Here is a 19,253-nt window from a genome sequence, read left to right as displayed (position 1 = left end):
TGGGATGGCTGATAGGTATCTTGCACTGATGACAATTCCTGTCATCAGAGTTAGGTTAGGATGTGTTATGTCCCGCACTGCTCGCCTGTTCCAATTGATGCAAGCCCTGCGCTCTGGTCCGTCGCCAAAAACGTCGATTCAGCTGGCACAGGATCTGGGTGTTTCTGCCCGCACGATCCATCGGGATATCGATGCGCTGCGTGGCTTGGGGGCTGTCATTGACGGTGAAGCGGGGTTTGGATTTACCCTGATCGAAGACGCCACGCTGCCACCATTGGGATTTACAGATAATGAGCTGGAGGCATTGGTCCTGGGCTTGCGCGAGGTTCAGGTGATCGGTGATCCTGCCTTATCGGAAGCTGCCAGTGCAGCGCTGCACAAATTACAGGGTCGCCTTCCGCAGCGACAGTCCCATAGGTTGAGCCACGCGGTGTTGGCCGCTACGCGATTCAATAGACCGCCAGCCCCGACGATTGAAGTCGCTGCATTACGCCAAGCGACCTGGGATGAACGCACGATCGAGTTCTCGTATACGGACGCAAAAGGAAGCGACACGCGTCGGTGCGTGAACCCGTTGAGTATCGTTTACATGGATCGTTCGAACGTATTGCTAAGCTGGTGCCATCTCAGGCAGGATTTTCGTGTCTTTCGTCTGGACCGTATGCACGAGATGTTGGTTACAGATCAAAGCTTTCGACCAAACCGGGTGCCGATGTTGCGCGATGCGTTAGAGCGTATCCGCGCAAACCACACGGCGACGGAAAACGATTCGCAAGGTTGAGTGCTTTGTGATTTTCCGATTTTGCGCTATCCTAAGGTTGAGCAGTAAACAGGAAAAATCCGGAATGCGTAAATGCGTAGGCGGCGTTATGACCGTGGCATTGTGGGCATCCATCGTACAGGCGGAAACCACAGACAATAGTCTGGGGCCCGAAACCGGGCCTTTGGACAAAACGATACAACTTGCATCTGCGGACGTTACCGTCTCGGTGCGACCGATACCCCGACCGACAGCTGAGGTGTTGCGCGTGTCGACAGAAGGCAATGCACGGTTTGAGGCCTGGTTGGGGTCTTTCCAAAAACGGGCAAGTCAGCAGGGTGTCTCGCAGACAACTCTGGTCAGGGCTTTGTCCAACGTAACCTATGACAAGGACGTCATAAAACGCGACCGCAATCAGGCCGAATTCTCAAAACCGATCTGGGAATATCTGGATTCAGCAGTCTCTGACACCCGGATTTCCAATGGACGTGAGTCTCTGGACCGGTATCGTCAGATACTAGAACAGATAGAAGCCCAATATGGGGTCGAAAAAGAGGTTGTCACAGCTATTTGGGGGCTGGAAACTGCATTCGGATCATACCGGGGAAACAACCAAACCATCCGCTCTCTGGCGACATTAGCATTTGACGCACGGCGGGCGCAGTTCTTTGAAACCCAGCTGATCGCGGCATTGCAGATCATCCAGTCAGGTGATGTCAGCGCCGGAAACATGGTCGGCAGCTGGGCCGGAGCGATGGGGCACACGCAGTTTATGCCGACCTCGTATCTAGATCATGCCGTAGATTTCGATGGGGACGGCCGGCGGGATATCTGGTCCGATGATCCGACGGATGCGCTGGCTTCAACAGCGGCGTATCTGGCGCGGCACGGGTGGACCAAAGGCCAGCCATGGGGTGTCGAAGTGAACCTGCCGGAAGGGTTCGACTTTTCGTCAGCCAAGCGCGAATTCACTCTGATGCCGTCCGAATGGGCCGCGCAGGGCGTGGTGGCACCGGATGGCGCGCCGGTGCCAGACTATGGGCAGGCCGCAATTTTGCTTCCGGCAGGCGGGCAAGGTGTCGCATTGATGATTTTCGAAAATTTCAAGGTGATCGAGGCATACAATGGGGCGGATGCCTATGTTATCGGTATTGGCCATTTGTCTGACCGATTGGCCGGGCGCGGCGCGTTTCGATCTGATTGGCCGCGCGGTGATCGGGTATTGAGTTTCACTGAGCGTAAAGAGTTGCAGACACGCCTGACACAAGCTGGATTTGATACGCAATCAATTGACGGGCGCATTGGGCCAAACACAATCGACGCGTTGCGCGCCTATCAAGTGGCACAGGGTTTGCCACCAGATGGTTATGCCACCCTTCAGTTGTTGGAGCGTTTGCGGTAAAAGATAAGGGGCGGTCTTGTTGACCGCCCCTTGTGTTTCGATGCCTCGGCCAGAAAGCTCAGGACGCAGCTTTCATCAGACCTTGCTTGATGATCTCTGCATGCGCTTCGTCCAGAGATTTGAGAATGCGTTCGAACATCTCGTCGATGTCAGCGGGGGTCAGGATCAGCGGCGGCGAGATGATCATCCGGTCACCCACATGACGCATGATCAGGTTGTTGGCAAAGCAACAATCCCTGCAGATGTAACCAACGGTGCCCGGCTCTGATGCAAACTTGGCGCGGCTTGCTTTATCTGGAGTCAGGGCAATGGATGCCATCATGCCGACGATCTTGGCCTCACCCACCAGCGGATGATCTGCCAGTGCTTCCCACTTTTTCTTCAGATATGGGGCAGCCACGTCGCGTACGTGATCGACGATCTTTTCTTCCTCAAGAATGCGCAGGTTCTCAAGCGCTACGGCTGCGGCCACAGGGTGGCCGGAATAGGTGTAGCCGTGGTTGAATTCGGTGCCCCCGATCACTTTGGCGATCTCATCATTGACGATCGATCCACCAATCGGCGCATAGCCCGAGCTGAGGCCCTTGGCGATGGTCATGATATGCGGCTTGATCCCAACGGTCTGTGATCCGAACCAATTGCCAGTGCGACCAAACCCGCAGATCACCTCGTCGGCAATCAGCAGGATTTCGTATTTGTCGCAGATACGCTGAATTTCGGGCCAATATGTATCGGGCGCCACGATGACGCCGCCTGCGCCTTGCACCGGTTCAGCAATAAACGCCGCGACGCGGTCTTCGCCCAACTCCAGAATGGCGTCTTCTAGCTCGCGCGCGCGGGCCACGCCAAAATCTTCCGGCGACATTTCACCCCCTTCAGCCCACCAGTTAGGTTGGTTGATGTGGTGAATGTTCGGAATCGGGATACCGCCCTGTGCGTGCATACCCGCCATTCCACCCAAAGAAGCCGATCCCACTGACGATCCGTGATAGGCATTCTTGCGGCTGATGATGATGTTTTTGTCAGGCTGACCTTTCTCGGCCCAATAGGTGCGCACGAGGCGAATATTGGTGTCGTTTGCCTCGGACCCTCCGGCTGCGAAGAAAACGTGGTTCAGATCACCCGGCGCCAATTCAGCAATCTTGGCTGCCAGCGCGATAACCGGAATATGAGTCGTTTTGAAGAAGGTGTTGTAATAGGGAAGCTCTCGCATCTGACGCGCGGCGACGTCCGCAAGTTCGTCACGACCGTATCCGATATTGACGCACCAAAGACCGGCCATGGCGTCCAGAATTTCTTCGCCCTCGCTATCGGTCAAATATACGCCGTCCGCGCGGGTAATCACGCGCGCGCCTTCCTGACCCAACGCGCCATTGGCGGAAAACGGGTGGAGGTGATGCGCCGCATCCAGTGCCTGTAGTTCGGCGGTCGGCATATGATTGGTGATGGTGGACATCGGAGAATCTCCTGCAAGAGCGATTGGAGATCACAATATGATCAAATTCTGCGCTGTCAATCGAATCGCATGGAACTAGGCGGCTGTAAGCGCTTCTGCCATCAGCTCCATCCCTTGCTCGATGTCCTGAGCAGTTGCCTTGGCCACATGATCTGCGTCCCCTTTGCGCAAAGCTGCAATAATATCTTTATGTCGATCCGGCAGGCTTTGCGTGCCGAAGCGACCGCAAACAACCCGCAGAGATGGGCCAAACCGAAGCCATAATCTTTCCGCAAGATCACTGAGGATCGGAGCGTTCGCGTGGGAATACAGCGTCTCGTGAAAAGCTTGGTTTAAACGTAGATACCCGCTGACGTCGCCGTCGGCGATAGTCCGGTCCAAATGCCGATCAATGCGCTCCAGATGATCAATATCTTCGACCTGCAGGTTTGCCGTTGCGCGTCTAGAAAGCTCTGATTCTATTGATATTCTGGCGAATATCATCTCTTCGATGTCAGCCGTGGATAGCAATGGAACACTCACCCGGCGATTGCCTTGAAAAACCAATGCACCGTCCGAAATAAGTCTGCGGATCGCTTCACGTACCGGAGTCATGCCGACGCCCAGCGAATCAGTCAAACCCTGGATCGTGACGGGCTGACCCGGGACCAGTTCGCCGAACAGGATTTGAGATCTGAGAGTTTGGTATACCTGCTCGTGGGCGGGGCGTTTCTCGCGCTCGGTTGGTGTGGCCAACGCCTTATTTTTGATCAAATCCAATTGGTTCATCCTATTTCGACTACCCCTGACTTGTCAGGTGGCGGACCTCGTGAAACCATACGCTGGATCGGGGGAAAACGCAAAACTTGATCAAATCCAAAAAAACGGGAAGATATTCGTACATTCGCAGGGAGAAGAATATGATAATCAAAACGCTGACGCTGACAGCGGTCATCGCATTGGGGACATCGGCGGCTTTTGCCGATGAGGTGCGTGTTTACAACTGGTCCGACTACATCGACGAGGATCTGCTGAGTAAATTCGAAGAAGAGTCAGGCCTGACCCTGATCTATGACGTATTTGACAGCAACGAGGTCCTTGAGACCAAAATGCTTGCCGGTGGCTCCGGCTATGACGTGGTGGTGCCGTCCGGGACGTTCTTGCAACGTCAGATTCAAGCAGGTGCCTTCCAAGAGCTGGATTCGTCGAAGTTGTCGAACTCTGGCAACCTGTGGGACGTCATTCAGGAACGCACCGCAGGCTACGACCCGAACAACGCGTATTCCATTAATTACATGTGGGGAACGACCGGCCTCGGCATTAATGTCGGCAAAGTCAAAGAAGTGCTGGGCGATGATGTTGCTTTGAACAGCATGGACCTGGTCCTGAAGCCCGAGAATATGGAAAAGCTGGCCTCGTGCGGGGTGCATTTCCTGGATGCACCCTCGGAAATCATCCCGATGGTTCTGCAATACATTGGTGAGGATCCCGACAGTCACGACAAAGACGTGATTGGCAAAGCTGAAGAGGTTCTGACCAGCGTCCGGCCGCATATTCAAAAATTCCACAGCTCAGAATACATCAACGCGCTAGCAAACGGCGATATCTGTGTTGCCGTAGGCTGGTCTGGTGACATCCTTCAGGCGCGGGACCGCGCAGCCGAGGCGGACAACGGAGTTGAGATCGAATATCATGCCTTCGCCGAAGGATCGCTGATGTGGTTCGACCAGATGGCCATTCCGGCGGATGCACCAAATCCGGAAGGCGCGCATAAGTTCCTTGATTTCATTCTGGACGCCAACAACATGGCCGCCGCGTCGAACTATGTGTACTACGCGAACGGCAACCAAGCGTCTCAGGAATTTCTTGAGGAAGACGTGATCGGTGATCCGGCAATCTATCCGGATGATGCTACGATGCAGAATCTCTACATCACCACACCTTATCCCGCGAAGGTGCAGCGGGTCGTGACTCGTCTTTGGACCAAGGTCAAGTCTGGTACCTGATCCGACTATTCGACGCTGGGCGGTGTCGACACCGCCCAGCGTATTTTCTGTCCTGACCGACATGCGGGGGCCGCTTTGAACTCTGACGTTTTTGCGCCGTGGGAAGACCCACAGGCGAAACCATTGATCCAGTTCCAAAATGTGACCAAGCGTTTCGGGAGCTTCACGGCAATCGACAACCTGTCTCTGGACATTTTCGAGCGTGAATTCTTTGCTTTGCTGGGACCGTCCGGTTGTGGGAAAACCACGATGATGCGGATGCTGGCTGGGTTTGAAACCCCGACGGAAGGGCACATTCTGCTTGGGGGTCAGGACATTGATCCGATCCCGCCCAACAAACGCGCCGTAAACATGATGTTCCAGTCTTATGCCCTGTTTCCGCATCTGAGCATCTGGGACAACATTGCCTTTGGTTTGCGCAGGGACAACATGCCCAAACATGATCTGCAAGAACGCGTTGAAGAGATGTTACGCCTGACTCGACTGGAACAATTCGCCCGCCGCAAACCGCATCAGATCTCGGGCGGGCAACGTCAGCGCGTGGCATTGGCGCGATCGCTCGCCAAAGCGCCCAAACTACTGTTGCTGGATGAACCGTTGGGCGCTTTGGACAAGAAGCTGCGGCAAGACACGCAATTCGAACTGATGGACATTCAGGAAAAGACGGGCACCACTTTCGTGATTGTGACCCACGATCAGGAAGAGGCGATGACCGTTGCCAGCCGCGTTGCGGTGATGGATCAGGGGCAATTGAAACAAGTTGCGACGCCCGATCGCATCTATGAAAACCCGAACTCGGTTTACGTGGCGGATTTTATTGGCGACGTGAATATCATCGAGGGTCGCGCAACGTCGGGCGGAGATAAGACTTATCAAGTTGATTGGGCCGAAGGGCAGACACCACTGACTGCGACCTCAGCCACTGCATTGTCCAACGGCCAATCGTGCCATCTGGCGATCCGGCCCGAGAAGGTGACAATCTCCGCCGAGAGGCCAGAAGACGCCGTAAACGCCATTCAGGGCAAAGTGCATGACATCGCCTATCTGGGCAACTTATCCACCTACTATGTCGAGCTGGCGAATGGCACTGTTATCAAGGCGCAATCGGCCAATACCCGGCGAATCTCGCGTCGATCCTTCACTTGGGAAGACCCGGTCTGGCTGTCCTGGACAGCAACGGCTGCGGTTTTGCTGGCCAACTGATGCGCCGCGCCTTTTTGATCGCCGTTCCATATGTCTGGCTTTTGGCCCTGTTTATGGTACCATTCTTCATCGTTCTGAAGATATCGCTGTCGGACACGGCCCTTGCGATCCCGCCTTACACGCCGACGCTGGATCTGTCTCAGGGTTGGGCCGGTATCAAAGAGTTTTTCAGTCAATTAGATCTGGAGAATTTCGTTTGGCTGACAGAAGATGACCTGTATTGGAAAGCCTATCTGTCCAGCGTCAAGATCGCGCTGATCTCGACCGTGCTGACACTGATCGTTGGTTACCCCATCGCATACGGCATGGCCAGAGCGCCGGAAGAATGGCGCCCAACCCTGATGATGCTGGTCATCCTGCCATTCTGGACCTCGTTCCTGATCCGTGTGTACGCGTGGATGGGTATTCTCAGCGAGGGCGGGTATCTGAACCAGTTGCTGCTGTGGACGGGTATCATCTCGACCCCGCTGACCATTCTGAACACGAATACCGCGGTCTATATCGGCATCGTCTACACCTATCTGCCTTTCATGATTCTCCCGATCTATTCGGCGCTTGAACGGATGGATGGATCTCTGATCGAGGCTGCCGAAGACTTGGGCTGTTCGCGCGTGCAGGCATTCTGGCTGGTCACAATCCCGTTGTCCCGTCCGGGCATCATTGCCGGGTGCTTCCTTGTGATGATCCCGGTGATAGGTGAATTCGTCATCCCGTCCCTGCTGGGTGGATCCGGTACGCTGATGATCGGCAAGGTGTTGTGGGAAGAGTTTTTCTCGAACCGGGACTGGCCAGTGGCAAGTGCCGTGGCGGTGGTTCTCCTGCTGATCCTGATCATCCCGATCGTACTGTTCCAACGCAACCAGCAAAAGCAGACGGAGGCCGAGCAATGAACAGGTTAAGCTGGTTCAACACGGTTTCCCTGACGCTGGGGTTTGCGTTCCTCTATATCCCGATGATCATCCTGATCATCTTCAGCTTTAACGAAAGCAAACTGGTCACTGTCTGGGCCGGGTTCTCGACCAAATGGTACGGTGAACTGGTTCAGAACGAAGCATTTCTGGATGCTGCGTGGGTTACTGTACGCGTCGCGGTGTTCTCTTCGACACTGGCAACTGTTCTGGGCACAGCGGCGGCGTATGTGCTGGTGCGCGGCGGGCGTTTCTTTGGCCGTACGCTGTTCTCGGGTATGATCTACGCCCCGCTGGTGATGCCCGAAGTGATCACAGGTTTGTCCCTGCTGTTGTTGTTCATCGGCATCGGGCTTGATCGGGGTATTCTGACGATCGTTTTGGCGCATACGACGTTTTCGATGTGCTTTGTTTCCGTTGTAGTATCGTCGCGCCTTGTGACCTTTGATCAATCATTGGAAGAAGCGGCGTTGGATTTGGGATGTTCATCTGCTCAGGCCTTTCGCCTTGTGACCCTGCCAATCATTGCGCCGGCAGTGATTTCGGGGTGGTTGTTGGCCTTTACGTTGTCGCTGGATGATCTGGTGATCGCGTCCTTTACCTCGGGCCCGTCAGCCACGACCTTGCCGATCAAAATTTTCTCGGCGGTGCGCTTGGGTGTAAGTCCCGAAATCAACGCGCTTTCAACAATCATGATTGCGGTCGTCACTGTTGGCGTCGTCACCGCATCGCTGGTCACCAAACGCGCGATGATGCGTCAACGGCAGGACGAAATGGCGGCTGAACGCGCGGAATGAGGCGTATTTTCCCAGACTACACCTACGGCCCTGGACCGCGCGAGGGGTGTTGGTGGGATGAGACAATCGACGGCCCGGATTGGCCCGAGCATCAGGATGCAACCAGTGTGGATGTTGCGATCATCGGAGGTGGTTTCACCGGTGTTTCTGCCGCATTGCATCTGGTCGAAAGCGCAGTTTCCGTCGCCGTGTTCGAAGCTGAAACGCCAGGATGGGGCGCATCAGGTCGCAATGGCGGATTTTGTTGTCTGGGCGGGTCAAAGCTTGATCACGCAAAAATTGCACGCCGGTTTGGGCAGTCGCCGGCACAAGCTTATGGCCAGGCTGAACTGGACGCTGTTCAGTTGGTATCGGATCTGCTGGCGGTTCATGAAATCGAAGCTGATACCCATTCGCAAGGCGAAACCCAGCTGGCTCACTCCCCTCGCGCGATGCAAAAGCTGCGCCGGACGGTGGATGCGTCGGGAACTTTGCACGAGCAACATGAATTGACCGGGATAGGTATCGGAGGGTCGTTCCACGGAGGGCTCACTCTGCCGGTGGGATTTGGATTGAACCCACGGAAATATCTTTTCGGAATAGCAAAAGCCGCCGCGGCCCTTGGCGTTGAATTCTTCCAAAAAAGCGCGGTGTTAAACATACAGAATGTGGGATCAGGGTTTGTGCTGCAGACACCCAACGGTCGGGTCAACGCCAAAAAGGTTCTTGTCTGCACCAACGGATATTCCAGCGAGGATATACCAGCCTGGATGTCTGCCCGATACATGCCTGCGCAATCCACCGTTATGGTGACCCGACCCCTAAGCCAAGCAGAGCGGTTGGCGCAGGGGTGGACGTCGGATCAGATGTGCTATGATACCCGAAACCTGCTGCACTATTTTCGACTGATGCCGGATGGGCGTTTTCTGTTCGGCATGCGGGGCGGGTTGCGATCCTCCCCGCGCAGCGAGGCCGCAATTCGGCGAAAGGTGCAACAGGATTTTCAGCGCATGTTTCCCGAATGGTCACGGGTCGAAGCGACTCATATCTGGTCGGGTATGGTGTGCATGTCGCGTGGATTGCTGCCGTTTGTTGGACCTGTGCAGGGGCAGGCGGGACTGCTTGCCGGCTTTGCCTATCACGGAAATGGTGTCGCCATGGGGACTTATTGTGGAAGGGCGTTGGCGCGACTGGCGTTGGGGCAAGACAGTAACCTGCCTACGCCAATGACACAGACTCCGCGGCGGTTTCCTTTTGGCCGCTGGCGTCGCGCGATCATGCCGCCCGCTTACGCTGCTATGGCGTTTGCCGATCTCTGAGATCTCATCAACTCAGAGCGTCTCCATTTCCAACCGCAACCCCTCAGCATAGTCGGTGGCGCCATTCTCGACACGCCACAAGCAATATGCGGCCATACGCCATGCAAACCATGGACGAAGAACTTCGAAACGGGCGATGATCTCTGGGTGTTTGTAGGCTGACAGGAATCGGTCTACTTCCTTGGCGGTCAGGGGTGTGCCCCGATAAAGGCGTTGCATGGCCGGTGACAGAAACAAGGCGATGTCTTCGCAAGGGTCGCCCACAGCCGGGCATTGCCAGTCAATCAATGTCACCCCGCTTTTCGCCACAAGAATATTCCCGGCAACAGGGTCGCCATGGATCAGGCATGTTCTGGTGGTCGCAGGTACTGTGTGCGCTGGGCGCAATTCGATCAACCTACGGCGAGTTTCTGATGCGCACCCATCCAATATCTTTTGCCCGTGCGCCGTGAGGTCAGCGCTGCCATTGCACCCTTCCGGGGCGACGTCTAGGATCGGATGCGAATGCAACTTGCGCAGCAATTCCGCGACAGGTTCAGGATTTTCCCGCCAAGGTGATCCCGGCGCGTGGTCGTAAAAAACCCAATGATCGTTCCGATGCTGGCCGGTCGCCCGCAATCGAGGCACGAAACCAGAAGCCTCCAAGGCCTTTAGGCAACGCGCCTCTAGTTCTGCATCGTTACGGAACAGCGGATTTCCAAGGGATGTTTGGTACAGTTTCAGAACTTTGTCGCCATAGCCCCCAAGAACCTTCCACACTTGATTGGTGCGCCCACCATACAGCGTTTCAAATCGCGCATCCGAGCCGATCAACCCCTGATCTTGGAGCTGCCGAACTAGATCGGAAGGTGGTGAGGGCAGATCGGACAGCGGCATTACCAATTCTTCTGGCGAGTCGGAAGTTGCCAAGGTTTGGCCCGTCCAGTCCGTCAGATCAAGCGCCTGTTCGGATCGCCGTGACCTCTGTTGCTGATATCACCAGACCGCCTTCCAGCGTCAAGACAATCGCATCATCCCCGGCCTGCGCTTCGACAACACGGTGATAGGATGACGCCAATTGTTCGGACAGTAGTTTCCTGTTTTCATAACTTTCCAGCGTTGCTGAGTAGGTCCCCGATGCCAACGGGTTGCCAGCAGAATCCGTACCGGCCCATACAAACTCCGTTTCGGTTACCGGCACTGTGATGCGATCGATGACATTACCCTCTTCATCGCGGATCACCAAAGTCGTCTCGTCTGCCGCAGGATCCGGTTGAGTAAACAGGGTGATCGGTTCATCATCAAAGTGAAAAGCCGATGCAGACCGAACGTCCATGCCAACCCAACTCGCTAATTCATCTAGATTTACGCTGCCCATCGCGGTCGCCAACGCGGCCAGCAGGTCATTGGTCTGCACCTGTTGTTCTACCATCGAAAACTGCGCCAGCTGCGACGCATAGTCCGACGAATCCATTGGTTCCAAAGGATCCTGATTTTGCGCTTGCGTAGTCATCATCAGCAAAAACGTTTCAAAATCCGAAGTCACTGCGGACGTTTTTGATGCTGTGGTAGACTGGTTCTGCGCCGCGTGTTGTGTGGCTTGAGTTGGATTGATCATGCTTCAAAGCCTCATATCAATACCACTGCCCGGGGCGGTGCGCCGAGGAACGGGGTCAGTTCGAATCTCACTTTCGTCGGCGGTCGGTTCGAAAAGCGATCCTGCCTGCGAACCTGCGTTCTCGTGGTGTTGATCTGGCGAAGTTCCCAGATCGAAAGACATCTCGCCATATCCTAGTTTCTGGAACTCTGCCGTCAGCGTCGCCATGTGCCGTCGCATCAGGTCCAGCGTCTCGGGGCGCTCTGCCGCAATTGTCACGTGCAACCCGTCTTCTCGACCATTCAACACGATGGAAACGCGCCCCAGTTCTTCCGGGTTCAGGGCGATTTTAATCGCCCCGGAACCGGGTCTTGACTGGATGGCAGCGGCCAGTTGGCCAGCAATCACCCTAGCGATTTCGGCGCGCGTTGTCGCCGATGTTGAAATCAGTTGAGCCCCCGATTCGCGCGTGGTGTGAAGTGATGGCTCATCCCTTGAAGAAAGTAGCCCTTCTGCTTTTTCGCTTTGCTGAACCTCGTCCAAGTCGGCGGCCTTGGCCGCAGCGATCAATTGAATCTGCGCTACGGTCGGAGCAGGCTTTGGCGCATTCGTCCGGGCGCTTGTGCCCGCAGGGATAGGGGGTGATTGCGGATCATCGGCCAGCCGCGAACCCATTGCGGACGGGTTGACCACGAGTTTGGAAACTGGTCCGACGGAGTGCGCTGTTTGGGCGGTCGCCGGTCCGTCCGAGCGAATGATCTCAGATCCCCGTGTTGCAGAGGCCGGGTTTCCTGCATTTTTCCCCTCAGACAGCACAGGCGTCGCGCTTGGTGGTGCGGGCATTGGTTGGTTATCTCGTCTCAAAACCGGTCTCTGCACTTCGTCCACGAGATTGGCCTCAGGATTGGTGACCATGGATGTTTCATTTTGTGTTGGCGCAACCTCGGAGGCGCTATCATTCACCGGCTGAGCTGTGGTTATGTTTTCAGCGACCCTTGTTGGCTGGGATACTTGATTTTCGACCAGCAGCTTGGGCGGTAAGGGAGGGGTTCCTTCAACGTCAGGGGTCCTGGCCTCTACCTCCGCTTCCGTGTCCTGAGCATCTGCAATCATGGCCTCCGGTTCGGAGGGAATGTCCTTTTCCTTCATGACGTCAAGGAAGCTTGTCGATCCTTTGGAATCGTGATTTTCCCTTTGGCCGGCGCCGGGTTTGTTGGGCGTGGTTGGCGTCGAGGTTGCCAGTGTAAGCGGGTTGGGCATTTTGCTCCGGCTCCGTTTGTCTCACCGGGAATTTGCCTGCAGGAAGTTACGTTTATTTTAACTGCTTTCACCTTTGATCGAGAAAGTTCGAAGCAATTTTCGGAGAAAGCAATGAAGGTTTCCTCACTGCCCCAGATGGCCACCCAGCCGTCAACCGCGAACAGGCTTCAGGCTGCGGCCGAAGACCTCGAAGCGGCGTTTCTGGCTGAAATGCTGAAATCCGCAGGCTTGGGCAAAACACGGCAATCCTTTGGGGGCGGCGCGGGCGAGGATCAGTTTTCTTCGTTTCTTTTACAGCATCAAGCTCAGCAACTGGCCCGATCTGGTGGCGTCGGATTGTCCGAAATTCTTCTGCAATCAATGATGGAGAAAACAAATGACACCTGACCCCAATACATCCCTCATCAAATCGCTCGAAGAAATTCTGGATCTGGAGCGCGCAGCGCTGGTGGAAGGGGATTTGGATCTGTTGACGCATATGGCGCCAGAAAAGGAAAAACTGATCGGTTCGATCAATGATCTTCATGTTCGCGACAGTAACGAGTTGAGTCGGGTACAAAACAAGGTCGAGCGAAATCAGGCATTACTGAACAGCGCAGCGGAAGGAATTCGCGCAGTCGCTGGTCGTATGGCCGAGATAAGACGAATTCGGCAGGAGTTCAGCACTTATGGCGCAGACGGGCAGCGCAGCGGTTTTCCAGTTCGTGGTCATGCAAAAATGGAAAAGCGGGCATAGACGAAGGTTTGATTCAAATCCGAAATTTCCGGTTCGCGCGTTTTAGCACTCCGTTAGGGGATCGGCCTCAAAAGTGATCCTGCACCTGAAACAGCAGGTGGCGCGAACAGCCGCACGGCGCATCGCACAGGTCAGAAAGACACCAATTCCCGCAGATTCTGTGGGGTGAACAAGGGCTTAAAGGCTCGAACGGAAAAGGATGAAAACTATGTCCAGCATTCTGACAAATAATGGCGCAATGGTTGCGCTGCAGACCCTGAAGTCGGTCAACAAAAACCTGGAAATGACCCAGAACGCGATTTCGACCGGTAAGGACGTTGCCACTGCAAAAGATAACTCTGCTGTTTGGGCAATTTCCAAGGTCATGGAATCGGACGTCAAAGGATTCAAGGCAATCAAAGACAGTCTGGCCTTGGGTGAATCGACAGTTGCGGTTGCGCGAAACGCATCTGAAACAGTGACCGATCTTCTGACCCAGATGAAGGAAAAGATCGTTTCCGCTCAGGAAGACAACGTTGACCGAGATAAAATCAATGACGATGTCGGAGCGCTGCGGGATCAGATTGCCTCGGTCGTTGGAGCTGCGCAGTTTAACGGACTGAATCTGGTGGACGGCTCGGCAGGGACTGCTTCGATCCTGTCCTCGCTGGACCGTGACAGTTCCGGCAACGTGAGCTCATCATCGATTTCGGTTGCAAGTCAGGATTTGTCGACCGGCGGTTACACCAGCAAAGGCGTTCTTGCAGGGTCGGATAACGCAACAACTGATAACGATGCGGCCGGTTTCACCATGGACAAATCTGGTGGCAGCGGTGACATCGTGATCAACAGCGGGACCGACAACTTTGCAGCCGGTGACAAGATCGCGATTACCATTGGTGACAAAGTGGCGTCTTACACGGTTCAGGCCGGTGATCTCGACCCGTCTGGCACTTATGATGCCGCCTATACTGATGCCATTGTTGCGGTTGGACTGAAGAATCAGATCGACGCGCTTGGTATCACCGGCGTTGCTATCGATTATGATTCCAGCGCGGCGGGTACGCTGTCTTTCGTAACAGGTACAGCGACAGCTGGTGCAGATGCTGATCGTGACGTTACTGTGTCGGCCCAGTTCACCAATGCTGGGTCCGGTGGGCTTGGTGCGCTAAGCTCGGTTGATGTGTCTTCTGACGCGGGAGCAGCCGCGGCACTTGGTACGATTGAGACACTGATCAACACATCAATCGACGCCGCCGCAGCCTTTGGTTCGGCACAAGGGCGGATTGAGACTCAGCAGAACTTCGTCTCTAACCTGACCGACTCGTTCAGATCGGGGATCGGCTCTCTGGTCGATGCGGATATGGAAGAGACATCTGCCCGTCTGCAGGCGCTGCAGGTTCAGCAACAGCTGGCGACGCAGTCGTTGTCGATTGCTAATCAGGCGCCGCAATCGATCCTATCGCTGTTTCGTTAAGTTCAGAATCTGGCTGGGGCGCGGCTTTCGCGCCCCAACCCTGATCGCCTAAAGACGGCACATTGGAAGGACTTCAAGTGACACCGCAAACGCTTGCTAAAAATGCATATGCGCAGACTGCCGCTCCGATACGCACGCCGCGTGACACGGAATACGAAGCAATTTCGAAAATCACGCGTCGGCTCAAAGCGGCCGCAGCCCAAAAAACGACGGATTTCTCTGCGTTTGTGCAAGCATTGCACGAGAACAGACGATTGTGGATGGTTCTGGCGACCGGTGTTTCAGATTCGGATAACGCTTTGCCAAACGATCTTAGAGCCCGGATCTTTTATCTGGCCGAATTCACTGAACATCACAGCAGCCAGATCCTGGGCAACAATGCTACTGTCGAACCTCTTCTTGAAATCAACACAGCTGTTTTGCGCGGGTTGCGCCAGATGAGGGCGACCTGATGGGTGGGCTGGTTTTGAAGCTTGCCCCGAAAGAGAGGGTTCTGATCAACGGTGTTGTGATCGAAAACGGGGACCGCCGTAGCCGGTTTTCGATCGTGACACCTGAGGCAAACGTTTTGCGGCTGCGTGATGCGATTCACCCGAATGAGGCGAATACTCCGGTGCGCCGCGTGTGTTACGCAGCCCAACTTGTGCTGTCGGGAGACATGGAGCCAGATCATGCCCGTCAGCATTTGTTGCGCCGCGTCGAAGAACTGAGCCAGGTCTTTACCGACGCCGACAGTCGTCGCGTATTGGCTGAAGCAACGGACGCGCTGGTTGCTGAGCACTACTACAAATGCCTCAAATCCTTGCGGTCTTTGTTGCCGCGGGAAGAGCGGTTGATGGCGTATCACCAATGACATTCCAACCTGTCATACCAACAGGTGGGCTGGTCGGCTGGCGGTTTCTTCAGCGCACATATGACGCCCAGCTTGAAAGCTTCACGTCTTCGAACGTAAATGAGAGAGAAACCAAGTATTTTCTGGACAATATCGGTAAGGTTCAATCCGCAGAAGATCTGGTATCTGATCGGCGGTTGCTGCAGGTCGCGCTGGGCGCCTTTGGATTGGAAGGCGATCTGAACAACCGGTTCTTTATTCAAAAAGTTTTGGAAGATGGGACCAACGCGCAAGACGCGCTGTCCAACCGTCTGTCGGACAAAAGATATCGCGAGTTTTCTGATGCTTTTGGATTCGGCCCAGGTGAGGTCAGAAAAACGGGGCTTGTCACAAATATGGAGAAAGTCGCTCATAAAAACTTGGTCAATCGTTTTGAGATTTTGGTTGGTGAATCTGATGAAACGATGCGTATTTCGCTGTATGCCCAACATCAGTTGGTCGATCTGGCGAAGAGCGGTTCCAGTGGTGATACGAAATGGTTCGATCTGATGGGATTGCCACCGCTTCGCAGCATGATGGAGACAGCGCTTGGATTGCCGTCTGCGTTCGCGCAATTGGATATCGACACTCAGTTGTCCGAATTTAAGGACCGTTTACGTCAGCTAACAGGATCGGATGATCTGGCTCAGTTTACCAGTAAAGAGGCTGTCGAGAAGCTCACGGACACCTATCAGGCGCGCAGCCAGATTGCTCAACTGCAAACCTCGGTTTCTCCAGCTCAAACCGCGCTGATCCTGCTGGGGGCCGTTGGGTAGTTCCGCGCGGTGCAAGAAAGTTGGACACACTGCTTACTCTGATGGGCTTCAGGTCATGATTGCGCGCAATAAATCAGAGTTTCTCGATAGAGCCTCGGGTCGCGTCATTTGTTCAGAATCTCATCTGCTGAGGTGCGTAACGCGAAAGATAGTACCGGCTTCGACACGTTGTGCAGACTGACCTTACCCAATGGCAGCGCATTGGCGCAAGCGGGCACGATATCCTCGGATACAACAATGCGGTGACCGGACGCTTTGCCGAATTCCCCAAGGCGAGCGGCAATGTTCGCGGCTTGCCCGATCACTGTGAAGTCGAGGCGTTCGCGCGACCCCACGTTGCCATATGTCACACGTCCATACGCCACGCCAATTGAGCAATCGCAATGGATGTCTGCTTCGGATTTCCGCAATTCCCCCAACCTTTCAACGATTTCAATCGAAGTTCGTTGCGCATTGGCGCGCGCGGCGGCGGGATTGTCATCGGTTGCAGGGAAAACGGCCAGCACAGCGTCGCCAATGAACTTCAACACCTCACCGCCATTATCGTGGACGATGCCTGAAACGGTTTCAAAAAACTCGTTCAGCAGATTGATGTAGGCCGTTCTGCCCAATCGCTCTTCCAGGCTGGTGGAATCGCGCAGGTCGCAGAACATGATGGCTGCATCAATCTCGTCCCCGTCACCACGCCTGATTTCACCCCCAAGAACACGAGCGCCAGAGCGCTTGCCCACGTATGTTTCGAGAAGCACTTGGGCATTCTCGCGCTGCATAAACACTTCGTAAAAGCGGGCAATCACTGATGCACATTCAAAGACCAATCCCAGATTCTCTGTCGTGAAACCATCTGGATGATCGCAGGTCAAGGTCAGCACATTGGTGCGCCCGTCCGAAAAGGGCAGCGGCATTGCTACATAGTCTGTCGCCCCTTTCTCACGCAGTTCTTCCATAATCGGGAAACTGTTATGGGGGTTGTCATCGTTTATTCTTTGACGAACACCGCCCATCCCATTGGAAACGTGGCGCAACGGGCTGTTGAGGAATGCCGGGTGGTCGTAGATTTCATATGTTGGGGCCCGTGTTAGAATCTCGGGCTGATCTTTTTCCCAAATGTAATGTTTCCCGACAATCAGCGGGTGCAAGGACCATGCCAAAATGCTCAGGCGCTGGATCGCAACGCCGTGTTGCAACATTTTTTCGGCCAAAGCCTTGGTAAAGGCTTCTGGGGTGTCGGCCAATGACGCACCACGCATCAGCCAGTCGATCAACGGGCCGCTTATGTTGCCATCTTCGGGTTCGCGCAGACGGTTATCGCCCAGATCGATAGACGTGTAGGCGCTGGGCATGAAACCAATGTGACCTTGAATGGCCGCACTTTCCGGCAAAGCATCTTCGTACGACCAGACAGAATTGGCCAGGTTTTCACCTGCCAGATTCACATTGTGATAAGTCGCTGTGCCCTTGAATGGGCAAAACGTCTGCAGATCGGTTTCGTCACCGAGGTCCACGTTCACATCCTGACGCGGAAAATAAATGGTGGGCGACAGGCGTGTTTCGTACATCACCTTGGCGTTCTGGCTTTCGGCCAAAAGGATATCGTTACGGTAAATGGCGACCCGGCCGTTTAACGGCTCAACGGAGATACCATAACCTTTGATCTTCGGTGTGGCGTGGACGTTCATGATCGACCTCCCTTGCCATAGGCTTTGTTAGAATGGGGCTTTGTGGCCGATTTTCCAAGGGGGAGAGTTGGGTTTTCGCCATTGCAGGCAATGTCGCCGGGCGATCAAACCATTTGAATGACATCTTTTTCGATGGACAGCATGTAGCCCTTCTTTGCGATGTTTTTCACCAGCAACTCACTGACCATCTGGTTCCCCAACGTATCGCGCAATCGCTTGATCCGAGTAGCGCCCGCAGCTTCGTCGCAATCTGCAGCGCTGCGGCCGGAAATCATCGCCTCAATCTGTGCGCCGGACAGGACTTCGTCATCCAGCCGGGACTCAGCCAGAACCGAAAGGGTTTCCATGGCTGCGGGCGTCAACTTGAAATCCATGTTGTTGAGATAAACAGTGTTTTCCTCGCGACTGATCAGCAGAGATGTAACCTGAATGCCTGTGCGTTCAATTTGCGCCATGCGCCGGTTCAACAGAACAAGCATCACAAGAAAAACAAGTGCTGACACCAGCATCGCGCAGGCAAACACCAGCAAGACATAAATCACCATGCGATAGCTGGACAAAGTGTCTGCGAAGGCGGTGCCTGATTGGGCGAGGATTTCCAACAGACGGATCTCGGCTTGCGAAGTCAAGTCGCTTTCAACAAACAGTCTTTCGACGCGAGCATTAAAGGCATTGGCGTCTGGCAAGGTCCAAAACAGGAATACCGCGGCCGTAATCAGAATCACCAAAATCGCGGCGATACCCAAACCAACCAGACGAACGCCGGATCGCCGCGCATCAGAAACGGAGATAGAATTTTCCGGCATTGGTTTTCCTTTGATCCAACCCTTCCGGTCCAAACACGGACAGGACGTTAAGTAAGGTCCAACCCGACGCATCTAGGCGCTGGGCGACCTCTTGCTGGGCCTGGCCTTTGTCACAGGCCGAGACCTGCATGATGCCATAATGCAGGCGCAGTGGATTGTCCTGCTTTGCCTTGTAATCTGCGTAACAGTCAGCCGCTGACGCAGCCGAGCAAAGCGATATCAGGGCCGCGCAGGCCAGAGAAGAGAGGATCGGTTTCATAGGCTGCATCCTGCGCACGGGTGCA

At 54.8% G+C, this 19,253-nt stretch carries 21 protein-coding genes; 13 read left to right on the top strand and 8 right to left on the bottom strand.

All coding sequences use genetic code 11. The annotated features are described in order from the left end of the window. The first annotated feature begins 67 nt into the window (after window positions 1-67). Entirely contained in the window at window positions 68-781 is a 714-nt protein-coding gene (locus tag Q1B21_RS07565; RefSeq protein ID WP_299887823.1) for a YafY family protein, read from the top strand. Between the two features lie 64 nt (window positions 782-845). After that, window positions 846-2,162 (top strand): lytic murein transglycosylase, encoded by a 1,317-nt coding sequence (locus Q1B21_RS07560; RefSeq protein ID WP_299887821.1) that lies wholly within the window; start codon window positions 846-848, stop codon window positions 2,160-2,162. A 58-nt stretch (window positions 2,163-2,220) separates the two neighbouring features. Here the strand turns inward: Q1B21_RS07560 and Q1B21_RS07555 are convergent, their stop codons facing one another. Next, window positions 2,221-3,618: an aspartate aminotransferase family protein gene (locus tag Q1B21_RS07555; protein WP_299887818.1), complete on the bottom strand. Its 1,398-nt coding sequence runs from the start codon at window positions 3,616-3,618 to the stop codon at window positions 2,221-2,223. A 75-nt stretch (window positions 3,619-3,693) separates the two neighbouring features. Then, the gene (locus tag Q1B21_RS07550; protein WP_299887815.1) at window positions 3,694-4,377 is read right to left on the bottom strand and encodes a GntR family transcriptional regulator; all 684 of its coding nucleotides are present in this window, start codon (window positions 4,375-4,377) and stop codon (window positions 3,694-3,696) included. A 140-nt stretch (window positions 4,378-4,517) separates the two neighbouring features. Between Q1B21_RS07550 and Q1B21_RS07545 the strand changes: the two genes are divergently transcribed. From Q1B21_RS07545 to Q1B21_RS07525, 5 genes are all read left to right on the top strand, one after another. After that, window positions 4,518-5,603: a polyamine ABC transporter substrate-binding protein gene (locus tag Q1B21_RS07545; protein ID WP_298937381.1), complete on the top strand. Its 1,086-nt coding sequence runs from the start codon at window positions 4,518-4,520 to the stop codon at window positions 5,601-5,603. Between the two features lie 75 nt (window positions 5,604-5,678). Further along, window positions 5,679-6,806, top strand: coding sequence for an ABC transporter ATP-binding protein (locus Q1B21_RS07540; protein WP_299887810.1), 1,128 nt, complete (start codon window positions 5,679-5,681; stop codon window positions 6,804-6,806). Next, entirely contained in the window at window positions 6,806-7,696 is an 891-nt protein-coding gene (locus tag Q1B21_RS07535) for an ABC transporter permease subunit (RefSeq protein ID WP_298937379.1), read from the top strand. Before Q1B21_RS07540 ends, Q1B21_RS07535 begins: the two co-directional genes overlap by 1 nt. Continuing rightward, on the top strand, window positions 7,693-8,511 hold the full coding sequence (locus tag Q1B21_RS07530; protein ID WP_298937378.1) for an ABC transporter permease: 819 nt from the start codon (window positions 7,693-7,695) through the stop codon (window positions 8,509-8,511). The genes Q1B21_RS07535 and Q1B21_RS07530 overlap by 4 nt, the downstream gene beginning before the upstream one ends. Then, window positions 8,508-9,809 (top strand): FAD-binding oxidoreductase, encoded by a 1,302-nt coding sequence (locus tag Q1B21_RS07525; protein WP_299887804.1) that lies wholly within the window; start codon window positions 8,508-8,510, stop codon window positions 9,807-9,809. Before Q1B21_RS07530 ends, Q1B21_RS07525 begins: the two co-directional genes overlap by 4 nt. Before the next feature lie 12 nt (window positions 9,810-9,821). Here the strand turns inward: Q1B21_RS07525 and Q1B21_RS07520 are convergent, their stop codons facing one another. From Q1B21_RS07520 to Q1B21_RS07510, 3 genes are read right to left on the bottom strand one after another with little or no spacing between them, the layout of a single operon-like run. Continuing rightward, complete coding sequence (locus Q1B21_RS07520; RefSeq protein ID WP_299887801.1) at window positions 9,822-10,685, bottom strand: phosphotransferase family protein; 864 nt, start codon at window positions 10,683-10,685, stop codon at window positions 9,822-9,824. A gap of 58 nt (window positions 10,686-10,743) precedes the next feature. After that, a complete protein-coding gene (locus Q1B21_RS07515; protein ID WP_299887798.1) occupies window positions 10,744-11,406 on the bottom strand; it encodes a flagellar hook capping FlgD N-terminal domain-containing protein in 663 nt (220 codons plus the stop codon). A gap of 3 nt (window positions 11,407-11,409) precedes the next feature. Beyond that, complete coding sequence (locus Q1B21_RS07510) at window positions 11,410-12,645, bottom strand: flagellar hook-length control protein FliK (RefSeq protein ID WP_299887795.1); 1,236 nt, start codon at window positions 12,643-12,645, stop codon at window positions 11,410-11,412. Between the two features lie 111 nt (window positions 12,646-12,756). On the opposite strand from Q1B21_RS07510, the gene Q1B21_RS07505 reads away from it, so the two are divergent. From Q1B21_RS07505 to Q1B21_RS07480, 6 genes are all read left to right on the top strand, one after another. Continuing rightward, a complete protein-coding gene (locus tag Q1B21_RS07505; RefSeq protein ID WP_299887792.1) occupies window positions 12,757-13,032 on the top strand; it encodes a rod-binding protein in 276 nt (91 codons plus the stop codon). Next, complete coding sequence (locus Q1B21_RS07500) at window positions 13,022-13,381, top strand: flagellar biosynthesis protein FlgN (RefSeq protein WP_299887789.1); 360 nt, start codon at window positions 13,022-13,024, stop codon at window positions 13,379-13,381. Before Q1B21_RS07505 ends, Q1B21_RS07500 begins: the two co-directional genes overlap by 11 nt. Window positions 13,382-13,589: 208 nt before the next feature. Continuing rightward, window positions 13,590-14,837 carry a flagellin gene (locus Q1B21_RS07495; protein ID WP_298937371.1) on the top strand — a complete coding sequence of 416 codons (1,248 nt, stop codon included), beginning with the start codon at window positions 13,590-13,592 and terminating at the stop codon, window positions 14,835-14,837. Between the two features lie 77 nt (window positions 14,838-14,914). After that, window positions 14,915-15,289 carry a flagellar biosynthesis regulator FlaF gene (flaF, locus tag Q1B21_RS07490; protein WP_299887786.1) on the top strand — a complete coding sequence of 125 codons (375 nt, stop codon included), beginning with the start codon at window positions 14,915-14,917 and terminating at the stop codon, window positions 15,287-15,289. Further along, a complete protein-coding gene (flbT, locus tag Q1B21_RS07485; protein WP_299887783.1) occupies window positions 15,289-15,690 on the top strand; it encodes a flagellar biosynthesis repressor FlbT in 402 nt (133 codons plus the stop codon). The genes flaF and flbT overlap by 1 nt, the downstream gene beginning before the upstream one ends. Beyond that, window positions 15,687-16,484 carry a DUF1217 domain-containing protein gene (locus tag Q1B21_RS07480; RefSeq protein WP_299887780.1) on the top strand — a complete coding sequence of 266 codons (798 nt, stop codon included), beginning with the start codon at window positions 15,687-15,689 and terminating at the stop codon, window positions 16,482-16,484. The genes flbT and Q1B21_RS07480 overlap by 4 nt, the downstream gene beginning before the upstream one ends. Before the next feature lie 104 nt (window positions 16,485-16,588). On the opposite strand, the gene Q1B21_RS07475 is transcribed toward Q1B21_RS07480, so the two are convergent. From Q1B21_RS07475 to Q1B21_RS07465, 3 genes are all read right to left on the bottom strand, one after another. Further along, window positions 16,589-18,163 carry a DUF427 domain-containing protein gene (locus tag Q1B21_RS07475; protein WP_299081999.1) on the bottom strand — a complete coding sequence of 525 codons (1,575 nt, stop codon included), beginning with the start codon at window positions 18,161-18,163 and terminating at the stop codon, window positions 16,589-16,591. Between the two features lie 104 nt (window positions 18,164-18,267). Beyond that, window positions 18,268-18,969, bottom strand: a complete 702-nt coding sequence (locus tag Q1B21_RS07470) for a hypothetical protein (RefSeq protein ID WP_299887776.1) — start codon at window positions 18,967-18,969, stop codon at window positions 18,268-18,270. Continuing rightward, on the bottom strand, window positions 18,941-19,228 hold the full coding sequence (locus Q1B21_RS07465; protein WP_298937365.1) for a hypothetical protein: 288 nt from the start codon (window positions 19,226-19,228) through the stop codon (window positions 18,941-18,943). Before Q1B21_RS07465 ends, Q1B21_RS07470 begins: the two co-directional genes overlap by 29 nt. Window positions 19,229-19,253 lie beyond the last annotated feature (25 nt).

The organism is uncultured Ruegeria sp. (assembly GCF_947504215.1).
Classification (GTDB): Bacteria; Pseudomonadota; Alphaproteobacteria; order Rhodobacterales; family Rhodobacteraceae; genus Ruegeria.
The sequence above is the reverse complement of the archived record's forward strand: the minus strand, read 5'-3'. Positions and strand labels throughout refer to the sequence as shown.

Coding starts and splice junctions, on each gene's coding strand:
- Q1B21_RS07555 (WP_299887818.1), bottom strand. CDS start 3,618: ATGTCCACCATCACCAATCATATGCCGACCGCCGAACTACAGGCACTG.
- Q1B21_RS07500 (WP_299887789.1), top strand. CDS start 13,022: ATGACACCTGACCCCAATACATCCCTCATCAAATCGCTCGAAGAAATT.
- flbT (WP_299887783.1), top strand. CDS start 15,289: ATGGGTGGGCTGGTTTTGAAGCTTGCCCCGAAAGAGAGGGTTCTGATC.
- Q1B21_RS07520 (WP_299887801.1), bottom strand. CDS start 10,685: ATGCCGCTGTCCGATCTGCCCTCACCACCTTCCGATCTAGTTCGGCAG.
- Q1B21_RS07560 (WP_299887821.1), top strand. CDS start 846: ATGCGTAAATGCGTAGGCGGCGTTATGACCGTGGCATTGTGGGCATCC.
- Q1B21_RS07465 (WP_298937365.1), bottom strand. CDS start 19,228: ATGAAACCGATCCTCTCTTCTCTGGCCTGCGCGGCCCTGATATCGCTT.
- Q1B21_RS07470 (WP_299887776.1), bottom strand. CDS start 18,969: ATGCCGGAAAATTCTATCTCCGTTTCTGATGCGCGGCGATCCGGCGTT.
- Q1B21_RS07535 (WP_298937379.1), top strand. CDS start 6,806: ATGCGCCGCGCCTTTTTGATCGCCGTTCCATATGTCTGGCTTTTGGCC.
- Q1B21_RS07515 (WP_299887798.1), bottom strand. CDS start 11,406: ATGATCAATCCAACTCAAGCCACACAACACGCGGCGCAGAACCAGTCT.
- Q1B21_RS07480 (WP_299887780.1), top strand. CDS start 15,687: ATGACATTCCAACCTGTCATACCAACAGGTGGGCTGGTCGGCTGGCGG.
- Q1B21_RS07475 (WP_299081999.1), bottom strand. CDS start 18,163: ATGAACGTCCACGCCACACCGAAGATCAAAGGTTATGGTATCTCCGTT.
- Q1B21_RS07545 (WP_298937381.1), top strand. CDS start 4,518: ATGATAATCAAAACGCTGACGCTGACAGCGGTCATCGCATTGGGGACA.
- Q1B21_RS07505 (WP_299887792.1), top strand. CDS start 12,757: ATGAAGGTTTCCTCACTGCCCCAGATGGCCACCCAGCCGTCAACCGCG.
- Q1B21_RS07565 (WP_299887823.1), top strand. CDS start 68: ATGTCCCGCACTGCTCGCCTGTTCCAATTGATGCAAGCCCTGCGCTCT.
- Q1B21_RS07525 (WP_299887804.1), top strand. CDS start 8,508: ATGAGGCGTATTTTCCCAGACTACACCTACGGCCCTGGACCGCGCGAG.
- Q1B21_RS07495 (WP_298937371.1), top strand. CDS start 13,590: ATGTCCAGCATTCTGACAAATAATGGCGCAATGGTTGCGCTGCAGACC.
- Q1B21_RS07510 (WP_299887795.1), bottom strand. CDS start 12,645: ATGCCCAACCCGCTTACACTGGCAACCTCGACGCCAACCACGCCCAAC.
- Q1B21_RS07530 (WP_298937378.1), top strand. CDS start 7,693: ATGAACAGGTTAAGCTGGTTCAACACGGTTTCCCTGACGCTGGGGTTT.